General features: G+C 36.3%; 29 protein-coding genes. 26 read left to right on the top strand and 3 right to left on the bottom strand.

Features of this window, described 5'->3' with window-relative positions:
* The first annotated feature begins 241 nt into the window (after positions 1 to 241).
* The 5 genes from ACIQ38_RS06100 (at position 242) to ACIQ38_RS06120 (ending at position 3,997) form a co-directional block, all read left to right on the top strand.
* Entirely contained in the window at positions 242 to 595 is a 354-nt protein-coding gene (locus ACIQ38_RS06100) for a hypothetical protein (protein ID WP_402819426.1), read from the top strand.
* Between the two features lie 775 nt (positions 596 to 1,370).
* Positions 1,371 to 1,742, top strand: coding sequence for a hypothetical protein (locus tag ACIQ38_RS06105; protein ID WP_402819429.1), 372 nt, complete (start codon positions 1,371 to 1,373; stop codon positions 1,740 to 1,742).
* 88 nt (positions 1,743 to 1,830) lie between these two features.
* Entirely contained in the window at positions 1,831 to 2,130 is a 300-nt protein-coding gene (locus tag ACIQ38_RS06110) for a hypothetical protein (RefSeq protein WP_402819432.1), read from the top strand.
* Positions 2,131 to 2,968: 838 nt separating this feature from the next.
* Positions 2,969 to 3,076 carry a YjcZ family sporulation protein gene (locus ACIQ38_RS06115; RefSeq protein ID WP_402819435.1) on the top strand — a complete coding sequence of 36 codons (108 nt, stop codon included), beginning with the start codon at positions 2,969 to 2,971 and terminating at the stop codon, positions 3,074 to 3,076.
* 402 nt (positions 3,077 to 3,478) lie between these two features.
* Positions 3,479 to 3,997, top strand: coding sequence for a cysteine hydrolase family protein (locus tag ACIQ38_RS06120; protein WP_402819438.1), 519 nt, complete (start codon positions 3,479 to 3,481; stop codon positions 3,995 to 3,997).
* A gap of 116 nt (positions 3,998 to 4,113) precedes the next feature.
* Here the strand turns inward: ACIQ38_RS06120 and ACIQ38_RS06125 are convergent, their stop codons facing one another.
* Positions 4,114 to 4,812, bottom strand: coding sequence for a FadR/GntR family transcriptional regulator (locus ACIQ38_RS06125; RefSeq protein WP_402819441.1), 699 nt, complete (start codon positions 4,810 to 4,812; stop codon positions 4,114 to 4,116).
* A 189-nt stretch (positions 4,813 to 5,001) separates the two neighbouring features.
* On the opposite strand from ACIQ38_RS06125, the gene ACIQ38_RS06130 reads away from it, so the two are divergent.
* The 12 genes from ACIQ38_RS06130 (at position 5,002) to ACIQ38_RS06185 (ending at position 14,109) form a co-directional block, all read left to right on the top strand.
* A complete protein-coding gene (locus tag ACIQ38_RS06130) occupies positions 5,002 to 6,108 on the top strand; it encodes a tartrate dehydrogenase (protein WP_402819444.1) in 1,107 nt (368 codons plus the stop codon).
* Positions 6,089 to 6,838 (top strand): SDR family NAD(P)-dependent oxidoreductase, encoded by a 750-nt coding sequence (locus ACIQ38_RS06135; protein WP_402819447.1) that lies wholly within the window; start codon positions 6,089 to 6,091, stop codon positions 6,836 to 6,838. The genes ACIQ38_RS06130 and ACIQ38_RS06135 overlap by 20 nt, the downstream gene beginning before the upstream one ends.
* A gap of 14 nt (positions 6,839 to 6,852) precedes the next feature.
* Positions 6,853 to 8,295, top strand: a complete 1,443-nt coding sequence (locus ACIQ38_RS06140; protein ID WP_402819450.1) for an aldehyde dehydrogenase family protein — start codon at positions 6,853 to 6,855, stop codon at positions 8,293 to 8,295.
* A gap of 33 nt (positions 8,296 to 8,328) precedes the next feature.
* On the top strand, positions 8,329 to 9,327 hold the full coding sequence (locus tag ACIQ38_RS06145) for a bile acid:sodium symporter family protein (protein ID WP_402819453.1): 999 nt from the start codon (positions 8,329 to 8,331) through the stop codon (positions 9,325 to 9,327).
* Positions 9,328 to 9,439: 112 nt separating this feature from the next.
* Positions 9,440 to 9,793 carry a hypothetical protein gene (locus ACIQ38_RS06150; RefSeq protein WP_402819456.1) on the top strand — a complete coding sequence of 118 codons (354 nt, stop codon included), beginning with the start codon at positions 9,440 to 9,442 and terminating at the stop codon, positions 9,791 to 9,793.
* Between the two features lie 44 nt (positions 9,794 to 9,837).
* Complete coding sequence (locus ACIQ38_RS06155) at positions 9,838 to 10,089, top strand: P-loop NTPase family protein (protein WP_402819459.1); 252 nt, start codon at positions 9,838 to 9,840, stop codon at positions 10,087 to 10,089.
* 20 nt (positions 10,090 to 10,109) lie between these two features.
* Entirely contained in the window at positions 10,110 to 10,274 is a 165-nt protein-coding gene (locus ACIQ38_RS06160) for a hypothetical protein (RefSeq protein WP_402819462.1), read from the top strand.
* Between the two features lie 84 nt (positions 10,275 to 10,358).
* Positions 10,359 to 11,159 (top strand): peptidoglycan DD-metalloendopeptidase family protein, encoded by an 801-nt coding sequence (locus ACIQ38_RS06165; RefSeq protein WP_402819465.1) that lies wholly within the window; start codon positions 10,359 to 10,361, stop codon positions 11,157 to 11,159.
* Positions 11,160 to 11,425: 266 nt separating this feature from the next.
* A complete protein-coding gene (locus ACIQ38_RS06170; protein ID WP_402819468.1) occupies positions 11,426 to 12,238 on the top strand; it encodes a substrate-binding periplasmic protein in 813 nt (270 codons plus the stop codon).
* A 17-nt stretch (positions 12,239 to 12,255) separates the two neighbouring features.
* Positions 12,256 to 12,897 (top strand): amino acid ABC transporter permease, encoded by a 642-nt coding sequence (locus ACIQ38_RS06175; protein WP_402819471.1) that lies wholly within the window; start codon positions 12,256 to 12,258, stop codon positions 12,895 to 12,897.
* Between the two features lie 13 nt (positions 12,898 to 12,910).
* Positions 12,911 to 13,657 carry an amino acid ABC transporter ATP-binding protein gene (locus ACIQ38_RS06180; RefSeq protein ID WP_402819474.1) on the top strand — a complete coding sequence of 249 codons (747 nt, stop codon included), beginning with the start codon at positions 12,911 to 12,913 and terminating at the stop codon, positions 13,655 to 13,657.
* A 20-nt stretch (positions 13,658 to 13,677) separates the two neighbouring features.
* A complete protein-coding gene (locus tag ACIQ38_RS06185) occupies positions 13,678 to 14,109 on the top strand; it encodes an OsmC family protein (RefSeq protein WP_402819477.1) in 432 nt (143 codons plus the stop codon).
* 214 nt (positions 14,110 to 14,323) lie between these two features.
* Here the strand turns inward: ACIQ38_RS06185 and lexA are convergent, their stop codons facing one another.
* Positions 14,324 to 14,935 (bottom strand): transcriptional repressor LexA, encoded by a 612-nt coding sequence (gene lexA, locus ACIQ38_RS06190; protein WP_402819480.1) that lies wholly within the window; start codon positions 14,933 to 14,935, stop codon positions 14,324 to 14,326.
* Between the two features lie 175 nt (positions 14,936 to 15,110).
* Here lexA and yneA point away from each other — a divergent pair, with 175 nt between their 5' ends.
* The 6 genes from yneA (at position 15,111) to ACIQ38_RS06220 (ending at position 20,343) form a co-directional block, all read left to right on the top strand.
* Positions 15,111 to 15,428, top strand: coding sequence for a cell division suppressor protein YneA (yneA, locus tag ACIQ38_RS06195; RefSeq protein WP_402819483.1), 318 nt, complete (start codon positions 15,111 to 15,113; stop codon positions 15,426 to 15,428).
* The gene (locus ACIQ38_RS06200) at positions 15,425 to 16,072 is read left to right on the top strand and encodes a YneB family resolvase-like protein (protein ID WP_402819486.1); all 648 of its coding nucleotides are present in this window, start codon (positions 15,425 to 15,427) and stop codon (positions 16,070 to 16,072) included. The genes yneA and ACIQ38_RS06200 overlap by 4 nt, the downstream gene beginning before the upstream one ends.
* Positions 16,073 to 16,139: 67 nt before the next feature.
* Positions 16,140 to 16,373, top strand: coding sequence for a DUF896 domain-containing protein (locus ACIQ38_RS06205; RefSeq protein ID WP_142537269.1), 234 nt, complete (start codon positions 16,140 to 16,142; stop codon positions 16,371 to 16,373).
* Between the two features lie 88 nt (positions 16,374 to 16,461).
* The gene (gene tkt, locus ACIQ38_RS06210; RefSeq protein WP_402819491.1) at positions 16,462 to 18,462 is read left to right on the top strand and encodes a transketolase; all 2,001 of its coding nucleotides are present in this window, start codon (positions 16,462 to 16,464) and stop codon (positions 18,460 to 18,462) included.
* Between the two features lie 149 nt (positions 18,463 to 18,611).
* Positions 18,612 to 18,833, top strand: a complete 222-nt coding sequence (locus ACIQ38_RS06215; RefSeq protein WP_142537267.1) for a YneF family protein — start codon at positions 18,612 to 18,614, stop codon at positions 18,831 to 18,833.
* Between the two features lie 151 nt (positions 18,834 to 18,984).
* Positions 18,985 to 20,343 carry an IS1182 family transposase gene (locus tag ACIQ38_RS06220; protein WP_402819494.1) on the top strand — a complete coding sequence of 453 codons (1,359 nt, stop codon included), beginning with the start codon at positions 18,985 to 18,987 and terminating at the stop codon, positions 20,341 to 20,343.
* Between the two features lie 143 nt (positions 20,344 to 20,486).
* On the opposite strand, the gene ACIQ38_RS06225 is transcribed toward ACIQ38_RS06220, so the two are convergent.
* Positions 20,487 to 21,416, bottom strand: a complete 930-nt coding sequence (locus tag ACIQ38_RS06225) for an alpha/beta hydrolase (RefSeq protein WP_402819497.1) — start codon at positions 21,414 to 21,416, stop codon at positions 20,487 to 20,489.
* A 350-nt stretch (positions 21,417 to 21,766) separates the two neighbouring features.
* On the opposite strand from ACIQ38_RS06225, the gene ACIQ38_RS06230 reads away from it, so the two are divergent.
* From ACIQ38_RS06230 to ACIQ38_RS06240, 3 genes are all read left to right on the top strand, one after another.
* A complete protein-coding gene (locus ACIQ38_RS06230; RefSeq protein ID WP_402819645.1) occupies positions 21,767 to 22,954 on the top strand; it encodes an acetyl-CoA C-acetyltransferase in 1,188 nt (395 codons plus the stop codon).
* A gap of 18 nt (positions 22,955 to 22,972) precedes the next feature.
* Complete coding sequence (locus tag ACIQ38_RS06235) at positions 22,973 to 23,224, top strand: YqkE family protein (protein WP_402819500.1); 252 nt, start codon at positions 22,973 to 22,975, stop codon at positions 23,222 to 23,224.
* A 500-nt stretch (positions 23,225 to 23,724) separates the two neighbouring features.
* Positions 23,725 to 24,435, top strand: a complete 711-nt coding sequence (locus tag ACIQ38_RS06240; protein WP_402819502.1) for a hypothetical protein — start codon at positions 23,725 to 23,727, stop codon at positions 24,433 to 24,435.
* Positions 24,436 to 25,078: the final 643 nt, after the last annotated feature.

The following is a 25,078-nucleotide window of genomic DNA, read 5'->3' on the forward strand; positions in this document are numbered from 1 at the left end:
ATGATTATTAAAAATGTATGCATGAGGTTCACCTCGTTTGAATAAAAACAACAGAACCTAGATTGGCAAATCAACAGAGCTTCCTAAGAACTGCTTTCGGTTCTGTGTAAAAGCATTATAAACAATTGATTGGATATTCATACATGATATTCCGACTACTAAAAGGAGCTTTTGACTCATAAAGAGACCTAATTGATGTAGTTAGAAATGTGACTAAATTACATGAGTGGAATATAGGTACATGTGTAATCCTACAATTAGTTCCAAAGAAAGGAGACGGCAATGGAACTTAATAAAATCTATCAAGGCCCAATGTCTTAATGTTTTAAAAACATTTGATGATGAGAGCGTAAATACAGTTATCACAAGCCCTTCGTATTGGGGTCTTCGTGACTATGGAATGATGGGACCTATCCTTGATGAACAAAGCAATCCTCTAATGAAAGATGTCAATTATGTGGACTTCAACGAATCATCTATGGTGGATGGTTCAATCATTACTGAGGTTAAACAAGATAAAGATGGTGTATCTATCAAGCTGGCACAAGATGAAAGCATTAGACAACCTATCATTATACTTAGACCTCTTCCCTGACGAGTTCCAACGTGAAGTTGAAGAAGAAAAACTTAAAATCGTGCATCATCAAGCATTCGGAGCTAATTAATTAGAAGAGTATGAAAATGATGGTTTCAACAAAGCACAAAATGTAATAACTTCGGAGGTGCGCGGCAATGTCAACGCCAACGCCAAAGAATCCTAAAACTAGCTATCTTTCGTTCTTCACTGAAAAGAGTAAGTTTAAAAGAAGCCAGCACCTTTCAAATTTAAAACGTTTTCTACCAAAAAGAAGCAAGTTTTAACTTGGTGGCGTGACGTTTCACCTATGAAGGGATATGGATGGTATCATTTGTGACGGATCCCTACGTACTGATAAAACGGTTGTTACCTCCCTTCCATATGTTATGTGGGTAATGAACGTGGATGATAATGATTTTGAATTGTAGTTACAGTTTGAAAAAGCAAATAATGATTTAGAAGATGCTATTGAAAGTGAGAGCGGACCAAGAGGAAACCCTAATATTCTTTTAACTGAAAGATATAATTGCTTTAAAGAATTTATTCAGAGTAGCATAGTTACGTATAAAATATAGAAAACTGTATATTAGAAAATAACTGTGAAGAAAACTTTAGTATGTTTATATGATAGTTGGAACATAAAGCGTCATAAGAAAAAAGTGAATAAGTTTTATGAGGAACCCCCATTGGGCATTCTTATTGTCTACAGCTTCAGGAATATGCCTTTAACTATAAAAAAAATTATTATATATCCGATAATAATATTACTAAGTAGGCTAAAGGAGATTATTAATTGGATATTGTAGAACTGGTGAAGAAAATCAACCAATGCTTCGATAATTTGGACTTAGTAAGAGCAAGAAAATATATCGAGGAAAATCTCGAATTATTAAATCAGAATAAACATCTCCTTCGGGGCAATGCTAGGTCGTTGTTGGATTTTATAACAAACAGAACAGATGCAGGAGTTATTCCGTTAAATCGCAATGAAATGAACGTGATTTATTCTATAAATGCCTATGCTTCTAAATTTGATTTAAGAGGACTAAAGTTATCGGTCAAAAACAACACTAACTTATTAATGAGAGAAGATGTGAAGCAATACTTTAATGAAGATGCAAGAACTCTCCTAGCGGGATTGAATGTAATTCATACAATTGAATAATTTATTTGTTTGAACGCTCTAAATGGGCGTTCTTTTTGATTTGAAAAATTGGGGGTGCAGAACGGAAAGAACAGTGGTGGTAGCTATGTTGAGTGCACTATTTGGAATGCTACTCGGTTATCTATCTTTAAGTAGTAATCGAGATGAAAAAGTAAAAACAGATGCTGCAGAAAATGCAGTTGTTCGAACTAAATTTATCAAATTGGACAAGGTATGGATTCTATTAGAGGTAATTAAAGGAAGTTTTATCATTTTGAAACGAATTATACTACTAATCGTAACAAGTATAACCTTAATCATTTTGACAGCATGTGCTCGTTTCAAACTTCAGCTACGGTTATCCAAAACATTCAACCTATTATCGATGTCACACAATATAGTCGTATAGCGCCAGATCAGTTAAAAGAAAAGTTGGGGAATCCTGCTGCAGAATACGAAGAGAACTGGACAGTTCCAAGCAGCGGGGAAAAATCTGCAATGAAGATTTATTACTACGATCTGAATGGTAATTATACTAAATTTCTAGTAATAGATGATGCAGTAGATAAAATGAACATTTTCCAACAGACAATCCAGACAATGCTTTCACAATTAAAAATAAAGAAAAAATGTTTGCTCTTCTAAATATACAACCGGGAGAAAGTTTAATTGAAGTAGCTAAAAATCCAAGCACTTTTAGATACTCTTCTGTTTCTGATACTGTCAGAGGGGGGCACTATAAGTGACGGAAAAGCAGATATCATTAAAATTACATACAACTTTAACTACTTCGATTACAGTAAAAAGCCCTTCCGCAATGGAAGGACTATTTTTTATTTATGGGGATAATCCACTTTTTTGTTTTCCAATAAGACTGTATAGGATGCCATTTCTAAAAAAACTAATTTAACTACATTTCTGCAAGCCTATTTTATAGAGTGTTTAACAAGCACATCATTAGAACCGCATTTCATCCATGGGAGAGAGAACAATACTTGAAGAAGTATCAATAGAAAAAGGGCTGGAGCTGTTGGGCTCTAACGCTTTATCTTTTGATTGAATAAGTAGTTCGTGGAAAGTATTTTGAATCTGCCCCATTTCTACCCCAAAACTATTCAATTTCTTTCATGTACTCTTCAAATTTATCGATGGGTTTTTTATTTTTATTCACTATGAGATATATTACCTTATCCATATTTTAAACTTTTCATAATCTAGAAATAATATTAGGAAAGGGGGCGTATAAGATGTCTGGATATGAAGGTGAATGTGGTGAAAGAAACAATTCGAATTTTGCGTTGATTGTTGTTCTGTTTATCCTACTTATTATTGTAGGAGCATCATTCCTATATTAAAACTTGTAATTATGAAGACTATTTAGTTTGGAGAAATTTTCAGCTACGATGAGCTTCATGATTAAATCGTTGGATATAAAGTTAGTTAATAAAATCGAGATACTATCCGCCTGTTTTCACTTCTCTAAAAGTGACTTTCTCTTAATGGAGTTGGTCGCTTTTTTCTACTTAATAAAATTAATTTTATTTGTATTCGACTTTACAAGATCCTTTTTTTAGTAATCGTTTGAAAGCAGAGTACAGTTGGAGGCATTTCTGTAATGGGTCAGTGTAGTCGTTTTCCGATCGAAAAAGATTATGATCTCTGTTTTTTATTCTTTTAAAAGATTTGTGTAGTTTTAAATCGATGATGAATAGTGTATAATAAAAATGGAACGCACGTTTCTTTTTAGGGGGATAGTAATGAAGAAAGCACTTTTAGTTATAGACGTTCAAAATGGGATGTTTCAAAAAGACAATATCGTACATAATGGGGATAATTTACTGCGAAACTTGAAGGTCTTAATAAGTCAGGCCCGCTCTACTGAAACACCTATTTTATATGTGCAGCATAATGCTCCGGTCGGTAAAACTTTGGAGAATGGCACAAAAGGTTGGGAGATTCACCCGGAAATAACACCCGAAACAGGAGACATTATTATTCAAAAAAATACGCCCGATTCATTCTTTAGAACGACGTTAGATGATGAACTAAAAAAACTAGGAATCGAGCATTTGGTTGTTGCAGGAATTCAATCAGAAGTGTGTGTAGATACAACTTGTAGAAGAGCTTTTAGTATGGACTATAAAGTCACGCTCGTTTCAGATGCCCATAGTACTTGGGATTCGAAAGAATTTTTAGCTCAGCAGATTATTGACCATCATAATGATGTGTTGCGCTGGTTTGCTGATGTTTATACTAGCAAAGATATTGAATTTTGATCGTTGTGGAAAGCTGCAAAGTTAATAATGACTAATAGTCCTACTCATGTATCACGGGTAGGACTTTTTTTGTTTAATTTACCTTTTTTAGAACAGATAATTTAAATAATCTAACCTCACTCTTCCTCCAACCACTCTTGATTGTATAAAATCATCTCATTGATCTGTTCCTCACTGACCGTTACATCCTTCTTATAAAGTAATTCCAAAAAGACTTTATGTGAATAGAGTGTTTGTTCGATATTGCTTGATTGTTTAGAGGCAATCATCTTGGGTTTATACAATTCATAGATGGTTTTTCCGATTTCGATTACAAAGGCATTTTCAGTAGCTTCTAGTACAGCATAGTGGAATTCTAAGTCAATGTCGGCCAGTTCCTCAGGGCTTAAATCGGGCTTTAGTCGTTGGGCTTGACTATAATAGACTTCCTCAATTTTCTTTATTTTTTCTTCGGACCATTTGGCACGAATGAGATTGATCATTAGAATTTCAAAGTGTTGACGGAATTCGATTAGCATTTGTGTATTATTGCTGTGCAAAATCAAGCTGAAAATCAAGGGATTTAAGGAAAAGTGGGAAGGATTATTGGTGATGAACATCCCTTCACCGCGCTTAATCTGTATAACTCCAATCGATTCCAGTACTTTTATTGCTTCCCGAAGAGGGGTCCTGCTTACACCGAGCTGTTCGACCAATTCAGCTTCTGTTGGTAATTTATCGCCATTTTTAAGTGTTCCGTCTAATAGTTTGTTTTTTATAGTGGAGACAATTTCGGTTGAGATTTTGTCGGAAGTTGTTAGTTTTTCGAAATGCATAAGGTGAATCCCCCAGTCCTGTTTACATTCTTTTCTTTAGATTATATCGGATAAACTCATTTATAAATGAAAAATATTAATTTTATAATTATTTAGAATATTTCATTTACAATATGCAGTTATGATGATAACATATAAAATTGAGTACATCATATGTAGTATGTAATGAGCAGAAAGGAAGTGTAGTGTTTGATTAAGCACACAATCGCAAGTATTCCAGGGGATGGAATCGGTCCAGAAGTTATAGAGGAAGCCATCAAAGTATTAAGAGCAGTGGAAGAGATACATGGAAATTTGCAATTTGAAATCGATTCTTATGATTGGAATTGTAAGCGTTATTTGGAAACCGGACGAATGATGCCGGAAGACGGTATAAAAACATTGGCTCCCTATGACGCTATTTTATTTGGTGCAGTTGGATCGCCAGAAGTGCCGGATCATATTTCCGTTTGGGAGTTAATCCTGCCGATCAGAAGAGAATTTCAACAATACATAAATTTAAGACCTATCAAATTATTAAAAGGAATTGAAAGTCCTTTAGCAAACAAAGGCATTGAAGATATTGACTTTGTCGTAGTGCGAGAAAATACGGAAGGGGAATACTCCAATAGTGGAGGCCGCTTGCATGTAGGAACTCCATATGAAGTAGTAGTTCAAAATAGTGTTTTTACAAAAATGGGTAGTGAACGGGTTATAAAATATGCCTATGAATTGGCTCGAAAAAGAGGTTCTAAGCATTTATCTGTTGCTACTAAATCTAATGCCATAAACTTTTCAATGCCGTTTTGGGATGAAGTGACGAGAGAGGTTGGCGTAGATTATAAAGAAATAGAACCGAAATTTTACCATATTGATGCCTTAGTTGCCTTTTTTGTATCGAAGCCAGAAATCTTTGATGTAGTAGTCGGAAGCAACTTGTTTGGTGATATATTAACAGATTTGGGAGCAGCGATTTCAGGTGGACTTGGAACTGCGCCTTCAGGAAATATCAATCCAGAAAAGAAATATCCTTCTATGTTTGAAGCAATACATGGCTCTGCCCCAGATATCGCGGGTAAAGGCATTGCAAATCCAATCGCACAAATTTGGAGCACTTCTTTAATGTTAGAACATCTAGGGTATCCGGACCTAGCAAAAATAATTGTCGATGGAATAGAAGATACATTAGTAGATGGTAAAGTGAGAACACCGGATTTAGGTGGAAATGCTTCCACAACAGAATTTGCAGATAAAATTATTGAAAATATGAAAAAGTATGCTAAAGGGGGAATTTTAAATGGGTCAATTAGAAGCTAAAGTCATTGCTGTCACAGGAGCTGGCGGAGGAATGGGAAAAACAGTAGTAGAAAATCTTTTGGCAGAAGGTGCAACAGTCGTTGCTTTGGATATTAACACAGAATCTTTATCATCAATCGAAAATGAAAATCTACGTGTTAAAGCTATTAATCTTTTAGAAGAAAACAGTATTCAGCAGACTTTCAAAGAAATATTTGATGAGTTCAACAAATTAGATGGGCTAGTCAATATAGCTGGAATCGCACAGTCTGCAAAACCAATTACAGAAGTAGAGCTTTCGGAGTGGCATAAAATAATCGATATCAATGCCACTGCGATATTTTTAACGAGCCGTGAAGCGGTAAAATATATGAAGGAAACAAAAAATGGATCTATTATTAATGTAGGTTCCGTTTCTGTTACAAGACCGCGTCCAGGTTTGCAAAGCTATGTTGCCTCAAAAGGGGCAGTAGAAGCATTTTCCAAAGCTTTGGCACTGGAAACAGCACCATTTAATATTCGTGTAAATGTATTACACCCTGGTCCAGCGGATACACAAATGTTAGGACAATTCTCTTCCGCTCAAGCTGGCGAAGTAGAATTAAATAAAGATATTTTTGCAGAGAGCGTTCCATTAGGTAGATTGATTAATCCAACTGATATTTCAGCAACGGTAACACACTTATTAACAGATGGTGCTCAAATTATTACTGGTGCAGTAATCCATGTAGATGGCGGAAGAAGTATCTAGAAAGGAAGATCAAAATGGAAAATATACAAATGCTAATTGACGGAGAATGGGTTGGAAGCGAGCAAGAACAATGGATCGATGTGCTTAATCCTGCTACTGGAGAGTTAATTACACAAATCGTTCGTGGGAATGAAAAACATGCAGATCGTGCTGTCGAAGCGGCGAGAAAAGCGTTGAAAAGTAAAGAATGGAAATCTTATAAACCCTTTCAAAGAGGACAATTTTTACAAGAAACGGCAAGATATATTAGAGAGAATGCGCAAAGATTAGCGGAACTTGAATCGACGGATATTGGTAAGCCGAGTGCACAAGCAAAAGGGGATATTGAAGCAGCTGCTCGTTATTTTGAATTTTATGCTGGCTTGGCAGACAAAGTGTTTGGAGATAGTATTCCCATTGAAGAAGACTTATTGAATGTAACGGTTATTGAGCCGATTGGAGTTACACTTCATATTGTTCCTTGGAATTATCCTATCCAAATTACCGCTCGTAGTGTTGCGGCTGCAATTGCTACGGGAAATGTAGTTATTGTAAAAAGTTCGGAAGATACACCACTGACAACGAACTTTTTAGCCAAATGGTTCCACGAAAAACTTCCGCAAGGAGTATTTCAACATCTTACAGGATATGGAGCAGAAATTGGCTCTGCATTGACTTCTCATACAGGTGTCAACCAAATTACTTTTACAGGCTCCGTTCCAACAGGAATAGCAGTAATGAAATCAGCTGCAAACAATGTTGTGCCTGTTACACTTGAGTTAGGTGGAAAATCACCGAATGTTGTTTTTAAAGATGCTGATTTAGAAAGAGCAGTTCCTGTGATCGTTAATTCGATTGTACAAAATGCTGGTCAAACTTGTTCAGCAGGATCTCGTTTATTAGTAGAGGAAACCATTGCAGACGAATTACTAGAAAAGTTAGTAGAGAAATTTAAAACTTTAAAAGTGGGACCACCTGCTAACAATGCAGATGTGGGACCGATTATTAATGAAAAACAGTATAAGCGAATTTTAGAGATTTTAGGATCTGTTGATGATCAAGCAAAGATTTTAGTAGGCGGGGAAGCTGTTCAAGTGGAAGGTTATGAAAATGGCTTTTATATCAGTCCAACCATAATCGAAGCATCTGATCATGATAATTCTTTTGTACAGGAAGAAATTTTCGGACCTGTGCTCAGTGTTGTACGTTTTAGTGATGTGGAGGAAGCAATTGAACTAGCAAATGCCACAGAGTATGGACTAGTTGCTGGCGTTTGGTCTAAAGATATTGATGTTGCACATTATGTCGCTTCGCGTATTGACAGTGGTCAAGTTTTCGTTAATAGTTACGGAGCTGCAGGCGGCGTTCAGATGCCGTTTGGTGGATACAAAAAAAGCGGCATTGGACGAGAAAAAAGTCATTTAGCCGTTCAAAACTATATCCAAATAAAAAATATTGCTATTCAAGTTCAGCTGTAATGTACTCAAGCAAGCTGAGTAAGGAGACAAAAAATGAAAGCACTAAGCACAATAAGTAGTTTTGCAGGTAAATACTTTGCTTTTATAGTAATCGTATTTTCCATCTTGGCTTTTATGGTTCCTAATTTATTTTCTTCATTTGGTGCGTATATAACGATCTTACTTGGAGTCGTCATGTTCGGTATGGGTTTAACGCTTAAAGCTTCTGACTTTAAACTAGTTTTTACAAACCCAATCCCTGTTTTAATAGGAATAGTTGCGCAGTTTTCGATTATGCCAACGATCGCTTTTATTATTGCTTACTTATTAAAATTACCCGCAGAACTTGCAGCAGGCTTAGTTTTATTAGGTAGTGTTCCTGGAGGGACTTCTTCCAATGTAATGGTCTATTTGGCAAAAGGAAACGTACCTCTTTCGATTACGATGACGAGTGTTTCTACCTTACTTGCGCCTATCATGACGCCACTGCTCTTGTTGATTTTTGCAGGGCAATGGTTGCCAATTGATCCAATGTCTATGTTTATGTCCATTATACAAGTGATTATTATTCCGATCATTTTAGGTTTATTAGTTAGTAAATATTTACCTACTGTTACCCAAAAAAGCGAATCTATTTTACCGTTAATCTCCATTGTGGCGATTACAATTATAGTTTCTGCTATTGTTGCAAACAATAAAGAAAATATTGCGACTGCCGGAGCACTAGTATTCGTAGCGGTATTAATGCACAATGGATTTGGTCTTCTATTAGGATACTTTGCGGCGAAGGCTTTAAGACTTTCGCGTCAAGACCAGCGTGCCATATCGATTGAGGTAGGAATGCAAAACTCTGGGCTCGGTGTAGCTTTAGCTGCATCTTATTTCACGCCACTAGCTGCATTACCAAGTGCATTTGCATCTGCTTGGCAAGTAATTACCGGAACATTTCTTGCCTCTTACTGGGCCAAACATGAAGTAACAAATGATACTAACTCTAAATTAGAAAAAAAATCACATCCCAAGACTTTAGCTAAAATAGAAGAAGTCAAATAATATAAAAAAGCGTTTTGGCCATAACTAGCCTCAACGCTTTTTTTTTATTTATTTTTAGTGTATTCGATTGTACTAAATCACCCTATATATAAGATGAAGGGAGAATTTGATGATGAATAAATACACTGAAATTCGGAGCATGATAACGCAATTAAGTGGACAAGATCGCATCGTTACAATTCTTAAATTATTTATTGAAATGACAGGTGACCTGGCGGAATCTATCTTGTTAAATCAAATTGTTTTTTATTCGGATAAGTCCAAAAGGACGGATGGATTTTTCTATAAATCGAACAAAGAGTGGTACGAAGAAGTATGTTTAACCCAAAGGCAAGTTCGTTATGCAACGACTATATTGGCAGAAAAAGAATTGATCGAAACTAAACTTTTTAGAGCAAATGGAGCCCCGACTGTCCACTATAAAATTCGTTTTGACAATCTTATAAGAAATAGCAGTGCCTATTAGATGAATTCTATTTCTTAAAATTGATAGAAGAGGTAGATTTCCTAGTGTTGGATGATCTTGGTGCAGAGTCAGGAGCAATCGATATAGAAAAGGCGGCTACAGACTTTGTCCATAAGTTTTTATACGCTTTATCATCTAGCAGACAACATAAAGTGACCATTTACAAAACTAATTTATCAAGTACTACATTGACCAAATTATACGATGAAAAATTTCTATCGCGTTGTTTTAAAAAACCAAAGTTTATAGTGTTTAAAGAAACGAAAGACTACCGAATTGGAAATGTTCCATTTTAGATGGGTGGAGGTGACATGTCATGACAAATTGGACACCGGGACCAGGATTTTACATTGTGCAACCTTCTGGACCTATTGATGAAAAAGGATATACAAAGCGGCTAGAAGAGGTAAAACGAAAAGTAGAAGAAGCAGAAAGAAGGTTTGCCGCGGAGATTTTTGAAATAAATTATGTAAACGCATGATAAGAAACTATGAAATAATATTTCTTCTGCATTTAATAATAAAGAGACTAAAAAACTACAAATAGTAGAGAAAGGAAAAATAGCATGTTTATTAGACCATGTGAAGGAAGAATCACTTCGAGGTTTAGTCCCCTTCGAAAAAATCCGGTCACAGGAGAATGGAAGGCGCACAAAGGAGTAGACTTTGGAAGTGATGGAAGCCCAATAATAATAGCTTCCGAAAAAGGGAAAGTGAATCGAGCGGAAGTCATTGATGGGTACGGAAATGCGGTTATTCTAACACATATAGTAAACGGAAAAAAATACGAAACATTGTACGCACATTTGAAATCCATGTCTGTAAGAGCAGGACAGACAGTCAAACAAGGACAACAAATCGGGATAAAAGGAACTACAGGCAATAGTACAGGTGTACATTTACATTTTGAAATGCATATTCCTGCATATGCACCTGGTCAACCAAATGCTGTAAATCCATTACATTATATCGTTGACCCAGCAGTGGAAGAAGTGCAGAAAATGTTAGTCTTTATTGGCTACGAGCTTAATGTGGATGGGATTGAAGGACCAATTACAGAAGCGGCAATTAAAAGCTTCCAACAATCGAAAAATCTAGCAGCAGACGGAATTGTAGGAGCCAACACATTGGCTGCATTAAATGATGCAGTTGCAGCGAAAAAGGAGGAGTTAAGTATGGCAGAACCAAGACTAACAGCTGGACAAGAAGCGATTCGTCAAGAAGCAATGAGATTGAAAATTACGGATGGCAATGATCCATTTAAAAGCGTCAACCAGTACTATGCTTGGGCGGTTGCAGTACCTATAGCACAAAAAGTCGAAGAGCTAGAAAAGCGGATCTTAGAATTAGAGAAAAAAATTGTGTAATAAAAGAGGTTGTTGAAAAAGTCTATGTGGTGACTTATTCAACAATCTTTTTTATTTTAAGAAAAGCATGCTAATTTTCGTCATATTACATTAACGTTTGGGGAAACATAGGTAGAAGTTTCGTTTTGTTCAAATTGTGGTACTAGTGATGAGAATGCTGAATTGAGGAAAGAGTCTGGATAATACAGAGTAGTTGACTAATGGCTAGTATTCTAATAGGATTTTATTGGTAAGAGCACAGTAGTGATTTAAAGGAGGAAACAAAGATGAAAAAAGGTAACTTACTATTAATGATAGTAGCTGCAACTGTTTTGCTTTTAGCAGCATGTGGAACTAATACAACGAAAGAAAATGATAAGAACACATTGTCTGCTATACAAGATAAAGGTGAAATAACTGTTGGAATCATGGGTACATATGCTCCTTATAATTTCATGAACAAAGAGCAAGCATACGATGGATTTGACGTAGACATTGCAAAAGAATTAGCAAAACGTTTAGATGTGGAAGCTAACTTTGTCGCACAGGAATTTTCAGGTTTGATCCCTGGTTTGCAAAAAGGGAAATTCGATATTTTGGTTAGTCAAGTAACGATTACGGAAGATCGACAAAAACAATTAGATTTCACAGAACCTTATATAACGAATGAAGTAAAAGTAATTGTCAAAGAAGATAATACAACTATCCAATCAGTAGAGGATTTCAAAGGTAAGAAAATTGCAGTAGGCTTAGGGACGAACGATGAATCTTTTCTACGCAATGATTTAATGCCTCAGGTTGGCGACTTCCAGATCAACACGTACGACGATGTCATCACAACACTAAAAGACCTAGAGGCTGGACGTGTGGATGCGACGATTAATAATGCATACGCTTTAAAACCGATCGTTGAAGAAAATGGATTTAAAATAAAGGCAGTAGGAGCACCAATCAAAGCAGACCAAGCGGCGGTAGCAGTTAAAAAAGGCAACACGGAATTAGTTGATGCCCTTAATAAGGCGCTCGAAGAAATGAAACAAGATGGTACGTATAAAGAAATTTTCGTTAAATGGTTTGAAGAAGAACCTAAGGCCGAGTAAAGAAAGAGGTAGTGTACATGGATTTAATAATAGATAATATACCTTTTTTATTAAAAGGAGCTTATTATACGTTATTAATAACGGTGGTATCTATGTTTTTCGGTTTGATCATCGGTTTGATAACAGCGATTGCACGATTAAAGGGCAATCGCTTCTTTCGTAATGTAGCGAGAGTGTACGTATCGATTATTCGGGGAACTCCACCACTAGTCCAAATTTTTATTGTGTATTTTGGACTAGTAGATTTTGGCATTGAGTTAGGTTCATTGACAGCTGCTTATATTGCCTTAAGTATTAATATCGGAGCCTATGTATCAGAAGCGTTCCGTGGTGCAATTCAAGCGGTCCCGGCAGGTCAAACAGAAGCTGCGCTTGCTACGGGGATGACAGAAGGACAAGCTATTCGACGTATTGTCATCCCGCAAGCGATACGCATCGCCATTCCTCCATTAGGAAATACATTTGTCGGGATGTTGAAAGAGACTTCCTTAGTTTCTGTTATTGCAGTTACAGAACTAATGCGCTCAGCACAGTTATTGATTGCGCAATATTATGTCTATATGCCGTTTTATTTAACGATTGCGTTAATGTATTGGATTATGAGTACTGTATTTACATTTATTTTGAATAAATTAGAGAAACGATTATCCGTTTATTAAAGGGGGAAAAGTCTTGATACAAGTAAATGATTTATCGAAAAGCTTTGGTCAAAATGAAGTATTAAAAAATATTTCATTGACGATTCCCGCTCATCAAGTAGTTGCTGTCATTGGACCAAGTGGTTCCGGAAAAAGTACGTTTTTACGTTGTTTAAATGGATTAGAGACGATTACGAGAGGCTCAATTTCAGTTAATAATCATCTAATCAATGCGACAGACACGAAAAAAATGCAACAGAAAAAGATCCACGCAATCCGTCAAGATACCGGCATGGTTTTCCAACAATTTAACTTATATCCACATAAAACGGTGATTGAAAATGTAATGGAAGCTATTATCGTCGTGAAGAAACAATCAAAAGAACAAGCGAAAAAGATCGCTTCCCAATTGTTGAAAAGGGTAGGCTTGCAAGAAAAAGAAAATGTCTATCCTTCGAAACTATCAGGAGGACAGCAACAACGTGTAGCGATTGCGCGAGCACTTGCAATGGAACCGAAAATAATGTTGTTCGATGAACCAACTTCCGCATTAGATCCAGAACTAGTCGGAGAAGTACTAAAAGTGATGAAAGAACTAGCAGATGAAGGAATGACAATGGTTATCGTCACACATGAGATGAAGTTTGCTCAAGATGTCGCGGATCGAATTTTATTTATGGCGGACGGTCAAATGGTAGAAGATGCAGAACCGAAGAAGTTTTTCTTGCATCCATTTACAGAACGTGCCCAAAAGTTTTTAGCAAAAGTAAATGAATTTTAACTAAAGGAGTATGATCAATCATGGAAGTAAAAGCAATATGGCAAGGCGGACGAGCATTTGAAGCAAAAGGACCTTCTGGTTATCCGATGGTAATGGATGCAACGGCAAATTATGGAGGACTAGGACAAGCACCGACGCCAACCGAAATGTTATTAAGCTCGTTAGCTGGTTGTATTGGAATTGACGTCACAATGATTTTAAAACCCCATTTAGAAAAAATTGAATCGATTGAAATTACAGTGGATGGGGCACGTCGAGAAGAATTACCAACAGCTTTTACTGCAGCGGCATTATTATTCGACGTAAAAGGAGATATTGATGCGAAAAAAGTCATTCGCGCTATAAAACTTGGAGAAGAAAAATATTGTGCAGTTTCTGCTTCGTTGAAAGCAGACATTTCCTATCGTTTAATCTTAAACGGGGAAGAAGTAGAAATGCAAACAGAAGCATAAAACAAAACCCTCCCATCTTCTACAGATGGGAGGGTTTTTCGATGATTTAAACGAAAATGTCCACTTTTCGTTTAAATATGATATCGGCTCTTTGTCATCATACGGACATTCGTTTTATTTGTCAAGTTTACAAGAATTTTATTACGCATCAACGATAAGTCAAGACTCCCACTTTAATCAGTTGGGAAGGTCCCCTCACTGATTGAATTTCATCTTATTGTATATGACGGTATACGCCGACTACTTTTCCAAGAATCGATACTTGGTTCACGATAATTGGATCCATCGATGAGTTTTCTGGTTGCAGACGGAAGAATGATTTCTCTTTGAAAAAGCGTTTAACTGTCGCTTCGTCTTCTTCTGTCATAGCGACAACTATATCCCCATTATTTGCAGATTGCTGTTGTTTTACGACTACATAATCCCCATTTAAAATTCCTGCCTCAATCATACTATCTCCCATAATCTCTAACATAAACAAGTGATCATCGGCTGTACCGAATGTTTCAGGCAGTGGGAAAAACTCTTCGATATTTTCAATTGCAGTAATTGGAAGGCCTGCGGTTACTTTACCTACTAGCGGCACATGCACGACACCTTGTTTTTCTGCAGTGCCATCAAGGATTTCTATTGCGCGTGGTTTCGTTGGATCTCTTCTAATAAGACCTTTGCTTTCCAGGCGAGCAAGATGCCCATGCACAGTAGAACTCGATGCTAGTCCAACTGCTTCCCCAATTTCTCGTACAGAAGGCGGATATCCTTTCGTACGAACTTCTTCCTTAATAAAAGCTAAAATATCTTCTTGTCTTTTCGACGCTTTTTTCATTGAGTTCACCTCTTTTTTATGTTCATTTTTCTACTAATTTCTTTCTTACTAATAGTATAACAGTCTCTCAAACTTTATGCAAACATAGGTTCTAATAAGTGTTGACAAAAACAAACGTTCGTTTTATTATTAGAACATACATTCCGAACAAACATTCTTATTAGGGGGATTTATGATGAATTGGATAAAAGAAAACTATTTTATTACATTATTTTTAGGATTAAGTGTCGTTTTTTTGACGACATTTGTCATCTCTAATACAATATCGACAGAACAACAACATCAAATTAAAATAGAACATGGTGACTCTTTATGGGAACTTGCAAATAAGTTTGCAGTAGATGAACCAAAAGAAGTTTGGATAAAAAACGTGATGGTCATGAATAATTTACAAACCGCTCATATTAGAGCAGGGGAGACGCTTATTATTCCAGAGATAAGAGATAATTTTCATTTTGATCACGGTACAGAGATAGCGAGTGATAGCAATTGAAAGCAGTAATATATTGTCGTGTAAGCACTGAAAAAGAAACACAAGAATCTTCTTTAACTAGACAACAAGAAGAACTGTTAGAATTTGCACAAACGAAAGGTTATGAAGTAAGCGAAGTTTTTACGGACCAACATAGTGGATATGATATTGAACGCGATGGATTGCTTGACCTACTTACATATGTAAAAGAATTCGATATTAAAGCAATTTTTGTCCAAGATGAGACCCGGATTGGACGGGGAAATGGTCGAATGGCTGTACTCCATTTACTTCAAAAAACAAATACTTCTGTCTTCACTTTACAAGATAAAGGAATATTAAATTTAAATGAAATGGATTCCATGCTGTTAGAAATATTGGCTCTTGTGGAGGAGTATCAACGAAAGCTTCATAATGCAAAGATAAAGCGAGGCATGAAGCGTGCTGTCTCACAAGGATTTCGACCAGAGAAAAACTTAAAATCAAAAGGAAATCCAGAAGGAAGAGAACGTATAGATGCTCCTGTAGAAGAAATTGTAAGGCTTAGAAAAGCTGGCTTAACTTACGACGAAATCGCTTCTACTTTAAAAGGATTAGGTTTTGAAATCAGTAAAGCAACTATTCATCGTAGATATATTGAATTTGTGGAGTCTCAGGAAGTGTAAAGACTTGCACTCTGGCGCTTTTTTCCTTACCTTTATAAGAGGTACAAAAGGAAAGGATGAATTAAATATGTTAAGTAAACAAAAGCTAGCAAGAATTAGCGAACTGTCCAAAAAATCTAAAACAACAGGATTATCAATAGAAGAAGCAAAAGAACAAAGTGCTCTAAGAAAAGAATACCTAGAAACGTTTCGTTCTACGATGAGAGATACAATTGAGAGTGTTAAAGTTATTGACCCTGCTGGAAATGATGTTACTCCTGCAAAAGTACAACAAGCGAAGAAAGGTAAGTTTCTGAATTAATTAATCATTTCAGAAACCATTGATAATACGTGCATTGTTGTCTAAACTAGTACTATAGTTAAAAATTTTGTTCGAGAGGATGTCATTTATGTCATTACAGTCAGATTTACTTGCAATTAATACAATTCGTACATTATCCATTGATGCGATTGATAAAGCGAATTCAGGTCATCCAGGTCTTCCTATGGGAGCAGCACCAATGGCTTATACTTTATGGACAAAGCATTTACGTCACAACCCAAATAATCCAAACTGGTTTAATCGTGACCGTTTTGTGTTATCTGCGGGCCATGGTTCTATGCTTCTTTATAGTCTTCTTCACCTTGGTGGATATGACTTACCAATGGAAGAGATTAAAAACTTTAGACAGTGGGGCTCTAAAACTCCAGGACATCCAGAGTTTGGACATACTGTAGGTGTTGAAGCAACAACAGGTCCTCTTGGACAAGGTATTGGTATGGCAGTAGGGATGGCAATGGCGGAAGCTCATTTAGCTGCCACTTACAATAAAGAAAATCATGCTATTGTAGATCATTACACATATGCTCTTTGTGGAGACGGCGATTTAATGGAAGGTGTTGCAGCTGAGGCAATCTCGCTTGCGGGACATTTACAATTAGATAAGCTGATCGTTTTATATGATAGTAATGACATCTCCCTAGATGGAGATTTACAAAAATCTTTCTCTGAGAAAATTGAAAAACGCTTTGAATCTTATGGATGGAATTATATTTTAGTAAAAGACGGTAATGATATCGCTGAAATTTCTGCTGCAATTGACAAAGCAAAAGGTCAAAATGACAAACCGACACTGATTGAAGTAAAAACGGTTATCGGATTTGGTTCTCCAAACAGAGCAGGTAAATCGGATGCGCATGGTATGCCACTAGGTAAAGATGAAACAGCTTTAGCAAAAGCTGCATACGAATGGGCTTTCGAAGGTGACTTCCACGTGCCCGAAGAAGTGTATGAAACTTTCAAAGAAGCTTCCGAACGCCAAGGTGTAACTGAAGAAACTGCTTGGAATGAAGTATATAACGCATATGAAGCTGCATACCCAGAACTTGCTGCTACTTTTAAACAAGCGATTAGTGGAGAAATGCCAGCGAATTTTGCGGATGCTTTGAAAACGTATGAAGAAGGAACGTCCCATGCGACTCGTTCTGCTTCAGGCGATGCCATTAATGCAATCGCACAAAATCTACCTTCATTCTTTGGAGGAAGCGCAGATTTAGCAGGTTCTAACAAAACGACGATGAAAAACGCAGGAGATTTTGCTGCTGAAAATTATGCTGGTAAAAATATTTGGTTTGGCGTGCGTGAATTTGCTATGGGTGCTGCATTAAACGGAATGGCTCTTCATGGTGGATTGAACGTTTTCGGTGGTACTTTCTTTGTATTTAGTGATTATGTAAGACCAGCTATTCGTTTATCTGCTCTTATGGGCTTACCTGTAACATATGTATTTACACATGATAGTATTGCTGTAGGAGAAGATGGTCCAACACATGAACCTATTGAGCATTTAGCTTCCTTACGTGCTATGCCAGGTCTATCAGTTGTACGTCCTGCAGATGCAAACGAAACTGCGGAAGCATGGAAACTTGCGGTATCTGCAAAAGATCATCCAACAGTACTTGTGTTATCACGTCAGAACTTACCAACTCTTAAAGGTTCTGTAGAACAAGCGAGTAGCGGAGTTGCAAAAGGTGCATACGTTGTTTCACCAAATGAAAACGCAGAAGCAATTTTACTTGCTAGCGGTTCAGAAGTAAGCTTAGCTGTAGAAGCGCAAGCAGTGCTTGCCAATGAAGGTATTCAAGTTTCTGTTGTTTCTATGCCATCATGGGATTTATTTGAGAAACAAGATGCTGCCTACAAACAATCAGTATTACCATCTCATTTAACTAAACGACTAGCGATTGAAATGGGAGCATCTCTAGGCTGGCATCGTTATGTTGGATTTGAAGGAGACGTTATTGCAATCGATCAATTCGGCGCAAGTGCTCCAGGTGAAATTGTGATGAAAGAGTATGGTTTCTCTGTAGAAAACGTTGTTTCGAAAATGAAAAACTTACTACAAAATTAAGAAATGTATAAAAGCAGTTCGAATACTCGTTGTTAATAGTATTCGAATTGCTTTTTTCTTTGAATATATATAGAATGCATGGGGAATATATAGTATAATTTTCAATGGTGTCCTGTACACGTAGACAAGCACGTAAAGGAGGAGAAAATATGCAAACTTGGATATGGATTATTATTGTAATCGTTGCGTTAATCGCTGGTGCGGCAATCGGTTTCTTTGCAGCACGTCAATATATGATGAAATACTTAAAAGAGAACCCACCTATTAATGAACAAATGCTTCGTATGATGATGGCACAAATGGGACGTAAGCCTTCTGAAAAACAAGTGAAACAAATGATGAACCAAATGAATAAAATGCAAAATAAATAGAAGCACTCTTCAAAGAGTGCTTCAGACTGTAGACAAACTCGAAAATTCGAGTTTGCTTACAGTCTTTTTTATTTTACAATAAAATTAAGATAATATTCGATATTAAAGTAGAGCTAAAAGATAAAGTGAAAACTACTAAGAGGTGATAGATATGATGACTAAAAACCATAATCAGGAACGTGATCAAATCGAGATGATAACTATTGATGATCTTGTACCACAGGATCATCTTGTAAGAAAGCTCGAATCGGCGATTGATTTTTCTTTTATCTATCCACTAGTAGAATCACTGTATTCTACATTAGGTCGACCAAGTGTCGACCCAGTTGTGTTAATCAAAATGACTTTTGTTCAGTATGTATTTGGTATTCGTTCCATGCGTCAAACCATCAAAGAAATTGAAACAAACATGGCGTATCGTTGGTTTTTAGGCTTCGGTTTTCATACAGATGTCCCACACTTTTCAACCTTCGGTAAAAACTATGAACGCCGCTTCCAAGATACGGATATCTTTGAACAAATCTTCTATCGGATTCTTAAAGAAATTGCGGATAAAGGATTACTAAGTGCCGACCACGTTTTCATCGATTCAACTCATGTTAAAGCGAGTGCGAATAAACGTAAATTCGAAAAGAAGATTGTGCGAAAAGAGACTCGGGCATATGAAGCGAAACTTCAAGAAGAATTGAATCAAGATAGAATAGATCACGGGAAGAAACCATTTCCGCCTGATAAATTTGAAAAAGAAGAGATGAAGGAAATTAAGGAAAGTACAACCGATCCTGAAAGTGGCTACTATGTAAAAGATGAACGAACGAAGCAATTTGCTTACTCATTTCATGCCGCAGCTGATCGATATGGATTTATACTCGGATCGATTGTGACACCTGGAAATATTCATGATAGCCACATGCTCCAACCACTTGTTGAAAAGGTAATGAAAAAAGTAAAAAAACCACTTGCTGTTGCTGCCGATGCTGCTTATAAAACACCTGCGATAACTAAATTCTTATTTGAACATGATATTCAACCAGCACTTCCTTATACACGACCAAAAACAAAGGATGGATTTTTGCGCAGACATGAATACGTTTATGACGAGTACTATGATTGCTACCTTTGTCCGAAAGGACAGGTCCTAAAATATTCGACAACGACTAAAGAAGGGAAACGTCAATATAAATCGAACCCTACTCAGTGTATAAACTGCCCTTTACTTGCTCAATGTACTAGTAGTAAGGAACACCGAAAAATCATTGAACGTCATATTTGGGCTCATCATGTGGAGGAAGCGGATCACCTTCGTCATCAAAATGATATCAAACAAATATATGCGAGACGTAAAGAAACGATTGAACGCGTCTTTGCCGATGCAAAAGAAAAGCATGGTATGCGATGGACAACCTTACGTGGGATTAAAAAATTGTCCATGCAGGCGATGCTTACTTTTGCTGCAATGAATTTAAAGAAGCTTGCCAATTGGACTTGGCAAGCTCCGGAAATGGTATAAAAAAGAATGTTCGAAGAGCATTCTTTCCTAGAATGGGTCTAAATAATACCCAAAAATCTTTAAAAATTACAAAGAGCCTTCAGAATGAGGTCGTTCTGAAGGCCCTTTGTCGACAGTCTGAAGCACTCTTCAAAGAGTGCTTTTTACTTATTCAGCAATTTATTTTCGATTAAAAAATCTGCAACTACTTGCTCATACTCTTCACTATTTTCATTAAATGATTTTGCGTGCAAACCAATATCAAATAGTTTTAATGTTTTGGCCCCTTTTTTCTGCTTGAATAATTCCTCTGTCATTTTAGGGAGTATAAAATCGTCTTGTAGACTGTGAATAAATAGAACTGGTTTTTCAATCTTATCTACTACGTCAATGGGAGACACAAGATTTAGTGTATAACCATCTCGCATCTTTAAAAATAAATTAGCAAATCGAATAGCAAGTCCTGTACGCAGTGGGGTCGTTTGTTTGATGATATGTGTCACTTGCTCTTCAAAATTGGAAAAAGCACAATCCGAAATATAGAAATCTGCGTCATCTTTTATAGAACCAGCATAAAGTAGCATGGTTGCCGCACCCATCGATTCCCCATGTATACCAATAATTGCGTTATCTCCTACACGTTCACGTACTACTTCTACAATTGACTGTAAATCAATCTTTTCATAAAAACCGAAACTGGTCGTTTTTCCACCAGAATCGCCATGTCGTCGATGATCGTATACAACACTGTTGAAACCTAGTCTTTCAAACATACGAACAAAGCGCAGGGAATTAATTTTATTTTCGGTCACACCGTGACAAATGATAACATAATTTTTTGTTTCTAATGGTTCCACGAAAATGGCTTTTAAGGAATATCCATTTATTGATTCTATCCACTGTTCTGTTTTGTTCACTGCACGGAACCAAGCCTCATCTAGCCGCTTTGATGTTATTTCGCGATTTAAAATAAAGTCATTTTCTTTTTTCTTCATATACATTAGCTTGTTCGTCACAAAAAAACCAAAAACAGTGGTAATTGCCGTGACGGCACTCGTAAAAATACTCGTCCAAACGATTACTCTTTTCTTCATAGCCTCCACTCCTAGTTTCTTTTAAGAATTTTATACATATTCGATTCAACACTCATTTGTTTAGCATATTCACAACATTTTTTTGTTGCTCCTAGTTCTTCTAATTTTTCCACAAATGGTTGAAGTTCATGCATACTTTTTTGTAGTTGTGTTTTTAATATTTTTTCATTTTTAGACCAACAAGTGCTTCACCCTCGATAATTGGGGGCTCTTTTGGTACACTTAAAAGGAATAACTCTCCCATTCTATTGTAAGAATCATTGTTTAAACAAGCAAATTTTAACTATATTTAGTAGAATTAAGAGGGTAGTCAAGTGTGGGGAATAAATATAGGGGAATATGAGGAGGAAATGAAATTGACGAACGAAGTAGTTATTGTTAGTGCAGTCAGAACAGCAATCGGATCATTTCAAGGAGCATTAAAAGATGTACCTGCAACAAAGTTAGGTGCCATTGTTATCGAAAAAGCACTTGAAAAAGCAGGGGTATCAAAAGAGTCTGTAGATGAAGTGATCATGGGGAATGTTTTGCAAGCAGGCTTAGGACAAAATCCGGCAAGACAAGCTTCTATTCAAGCAGGCTTACCTGTTGCTGTATCGGCACTTACAATTAACAAAGTATGTGGATCCGGTCTTAAAGCAATCCATCTTGCGACACAGGCAATCATCGCTGGGGATGCGGATATTATCGTTGCAGGTGGAATGGAAAATATGAGCCAAGCTCCATATTTATTGAAAAATGCTAGAGATGGCTTCCGCATGGGCGATCAAAAAGTAGTAGATAGCATGATTTCAGATGGTCTATGGTGTGCATTTAATGACTATCATATGGGAATTACAGCAGAAAACTTATGTGATCAGTATAATATTACTAGAGAAGAACAAGATGCTTTTTCAGCACGATCTCAAGCACGCGCAGCAAACGCGATTGAAGAAGGAAAATTTGCGGATGAAATTGTACCTGTAGAAATTCCACAGCGTAAAGGAGATCCAATCATTTTCGATACAGATGAATATCCGAAAAAAGGGTCTACACAAGAAAAATTAAGCACACTTCGTCCGGCATTTAAAAAAGATGGCTCTGTAACTGCGGGTAACGCTTCGGGTATTAATGACGGAGCAGCTGCTGTAGTCGTAATGTCAAAAGCAAAAGCAGATGAATTAGGGTTAAAACCATTAGCTACAATCGTAGCAAATGCATCTGCAGGTGTAGATCCAAGTATTATGGGGATTGGTCCAGTAGAAGCAGTGAAAAAAGTGTTAAATAAATCGCAAATCGCCCTTTCAGACATCGATTTAATCGAAGCAAATGAAGCATTTGCAGCACAATCGATAGCAGTAGATAGAGAATTATCCTTTAATCATGATAAATTAAACGTAAATGGTGGAGCTATCGCACTTGGTCACCCAATCGGTGCAAGTGGAGCACGCATTTTTGTATCCTTACTTCACGAAATGGAGAAACAAGATGCAAAAACAGGTCTTGCAACGCTTTGCATCGGCGGAGGTCAAGGAGTAGCGACAATCGTTAAACGTTAATATAAGAAGGTGAACCATTTGGCAAAGAAAAAACAAAAGCAACAAGTAAAACCAGTAGCTAAAAAAGAAGAAGGAAATGGTCTTTTCGATCAACTTTCTTCTGATGTACTTGATAAATTAAAAGAAACAAAGAAGCAATTAGTAGCAGAAGAGCAAGCAAAAGAAGAAGAACGACAAGCGCAGCTAGCTTTTGAAAGAAAGCAAAAAGAAAAAAATAAAACGTTTGAAGAACTACTGGATGAGTATGGATATGGTGGTTCGAAGTTTTAGGTGAAATACAAGGTTAAATAAAATGACTGCCCAGAAATCTGTTAACAGATTTCTGGGCAGTTTTTTATTTAATTATGGATTGTGTCTAAAAACTTTAACTGTGTAATATCTAGGTCTTATTTAATTTTAACTAGCAATTCCAATATTCTTTTATATAGATACGTGAAAGCTTAGCCATTACAGTTATGGCTAAGCTTATTTTAGGCACATAAAATAAATGAGGAACTTTCTAGCTCTCCCTTTTCTTATTTTACTAGCAGATTTAAAATCTTTCCCCAGTTTTATAATCCTAGTATTGTTTGCAACAGGTAATTCAATTCTTGAAACCCTATTATCAGCATCTGCATATAATTAAAAATAAAATAGTAAAAAAGTATGATAAAGATAGCAGTCTCGTTGAACTTATGATATAATTTACACAATAATCCAAATATGAAACAATTGTAATAGTTTCATATTTATTAACTACCATATTTTGAATGATAGGTGTGTGTGCCTTGTTGTTAAGCAATACTGATATAAAAAGAGAATTGGTTAGAGCTAAGAAACTAAGTATATACCCCTTAGTTCTGCACAATATCAAGGCTAGCTCAATTAATTTAACTGCTAGTGCTCATGCGTGGGATATTAAGTCAGGGGATTCTGTTGTTACATCTGATAAGAAGAAAATAATTTTAAAAGCTTTCTCAACTGTATCTATACACACCCAAGAGGCAATATGGGTTTCTAGAAGGATAGGAGGTACATATCATCCAAGAGTCTCCTTGGTAGCAAAAGGATTAAGTAACATATCCACTACCTTAGACCCTCAATGGTATGGTCTTTCTCTAGTTACAGTAAGCAATACTACAGATCAAGATATTGAGCTTAAGGTAGGGGATGCTTTTGTTTCTGTTATGCTATACTATGTCAACTCTCCCGCTGAAAGAGGAAATATAGATAATCAGGCTAGTAGACCTGACTTATATAGTAGGTTTAATTTAACAGATGAAGACAGAGACTTTCTTAACCAACCATGGCATAAAAACCATCCTTCAATAGTTGCTGCTATGAAAAACTCTGAGCCTTACAAAGAACTTGTTAAGGATAAAAAAAGGTTCAGCAGAGGACTCAAAAGATTTATTTTTAACCAAGTAACCGGTGGTATCTTAGCAGGGATAATAAGTGGTATTATAACAGGTATTATTATTTTTCAGCTAGGTATGAACTAATGCCAGTATCCAGAATTGACCTTTCCAATGATACCGAAAGGTCTTATTTTTTCAAAACATTACCTCTAAAATATTTTTTACTGTAGGTATTCTTGACAGCCTTCTCCTTCTGCTGTATAGCCCCATGTACCCCTACATCATTAGCCTGACTTCTAAAAAAGACATTATGTTTAATTGACAGCTCATTACTAATATATATGGACTCATTTCTTTTATTTTATTTTAATCAGCAACAGCTGGTTTTTTAAAGCGCATTCAAGATAACCTTGTTTAAGTACACCAATTTGTTGAGAGATATTGGGCGGAATAAATTCTTTCTCGTTGTCAGTAAAATACAGTTCATACTCCATTAAATAGCTCTGTCTTTCACAGTTTTAAAAGACTTTCTAATTATAGTAGTAGAGCATGGTTTTTGATTCTTTTTTGTAATTCATTGCGTTCATAAAAAATTAACTAGATGTATAACTCGTCAAATTTGCTCTTTTCATAATTCAATTTCCTTCATACCTCTACTTTTACTTCTTTTAAGTATTATGAAGATAAATTAAAAGAGGCTGGGACAAAACCCATCTTGAAAAATGAAAAGCCCTGGAAATTTTACGAACAGTAAAATTTCCAGGGCTTTGTTTTTAGGTATTAAAAA

Origin of the sequence: Psychrobacillus sp. NPDC096389 (assembly GCF_044762855.1) — a bacterium.
Lineage (GTDB): Bacteria > Bacillota > Bacilli > Bacillales_A > Planococcaceae > Psychrobacillus.

Excerpts from the sequence above, each read along its gene's own strand:
- ACIQ38_RS06125 (WP_402819441.1), bottom strand. The coding sequence starts at position 4,812 with ATGCATTTCGAAAAACTAACAACTTCCGACAAAATCTCAACCGAAATT.
- ACIQ38_RS06150 (WP_402819456.1), top strand. The coding sequence starts at position 9,440 with ATGAATAAATACACTGAAATTCGGAGCATGATAACGCAATTAAGTGGA.
- ACIQ38_RS06185 (WP_402819477.1), top strand. The coding sequence starts at position 13,678 with ATGGAAGTAAAAGCAATATGGCAAGGCGGACGAGCATTTGAAGCAAAA.
- ACIQ38_RS06205 (WP_142537269.1), top strand. The coding sequence starts at position 16,140 with ATGTTAAGTAAACAAAAGCTAGCAAGAATTAGCGAACTGTCCAAAAAA.
- ACIQ38_RS06170 (WP_402819468.1), top strand. The coding sequence starts at position 11,426 with ATGAAAAAAGGTAACTTACTATTAATGATAGTAGCTGCAACTGTTTTG.
- ACIQ38_RS06135 (WP_402819447.1), top strand. The coding sequence starts at position 6,089 with ATGGGTCAATTAGAAGCTAAAGTCATTGCTGTCACAGGAGCTGGCGGA.
- ACIQ38_RS06175 (WP_402819471.1), top strand. The coding sequence starts at position 12,256 with ATGGATTTAATAATAGATAATATACCTTTTTTATTAAAAGGAGCTTAT.
- tkt (WP_402819491.1), top strand. The coding sequence starts at position 16,462 with ATGTCATTACAGTCAGATTTACTTGCAATTAATACAATTCGTACATTA.
- ACIQ38_RS06100 (WP_402819426.1), top strand. The coding sequence starts at position 242 with ATGTGTAATCCTACAATTAGTTCCAAAGAAAGGAGACGGCAATGGAAC.
- yneA (WP_402819483.1), top strand. The coding sequence starts at position 15,111 with ATGAATTGGATAAAAGAAAACTATTTTATTACATTATTTTTAGGATTA.
- ACIQ38_RS06160 (WP_402819462.1), top strand. The coding sequence starts at position 10,110 with ATGACAAATTGGACACCGGGACCAGGATTTTACATTGTGCAACCTTCT.
- lexA (WP_402819480.1), bottom strand. The coding sequence starts at position 14,935 with ATGAAAAAAGCGTCGAAAAGACAAGAAGATATTTTAGCTTTTATTAAG.
- ACIQ38_RS06115 (WP_402819435.1), top strand. The coding sequence starts at position 2,969 with ATGTCTGGATATGAAGGTGAATGTGGTGAAAGAAACAATTCGAATTTT.
- ACIQ38_RS06215 (WP_142537267.1), top strand. The coding sequence starts at position 18,612 with ATGCAAACTTGGATATGGATTATTATTGTAATCGTTGCGTTAATCGCT.
- ACIQ38_RS06220 (WP_402819494.1), top strand. The coding sequence starts at position 18,985 with ATGATGACTAAAAACCATAATCAGGAACGTGATCAAATCGAGATGATA.
- ACIQ38_RS06165 (WP_402819465.1), top strand. The coding sequence starts at position 10,359 with ATGTTTATTAGACCATGTGAAGGAAGAATCACTTCGAGGTTTAGTCCC.
- ACIQ38_RS06140 (WP_402819450.1), top strand. The coding sequence starts at position 6,853 with ATGGAAAATATACAAATGCTAATTGACGGAGAATGGGTTGGAAGCGAG.
- ACIQ38_RS06145 (WP_402819453.1), top strand. The coding sequence starts at position 8,329 with ATGAAAGCACTAAGCACAATAAGTAGTTTTGCAGGTAAATACTTTGCT.
- ACIQ38_RS06230 (WP_402819645.1), top strand. The coding sequence starts at position 21,767 with ATGAAATTGACGAACGAAGTAGTTATTGTTAGTGCAGTCAGAACAGCA.
- ACIQ38_RS06120 (WP_402819438.1), top strand. The coding sequence starts at position 3,479 with ATGAAGAAAGCACTTTTAGTTATAGACGTTCAAAATGGGATGTTTCAA.
- ACIQ38_RS06225 (WP_402819497.1), bottom strand. The coding sequence starts at position 21,416 with ATGAAGAAAAGAGTAATCGTTTGGACGAGTATTTTTACGAGTGCCGTC.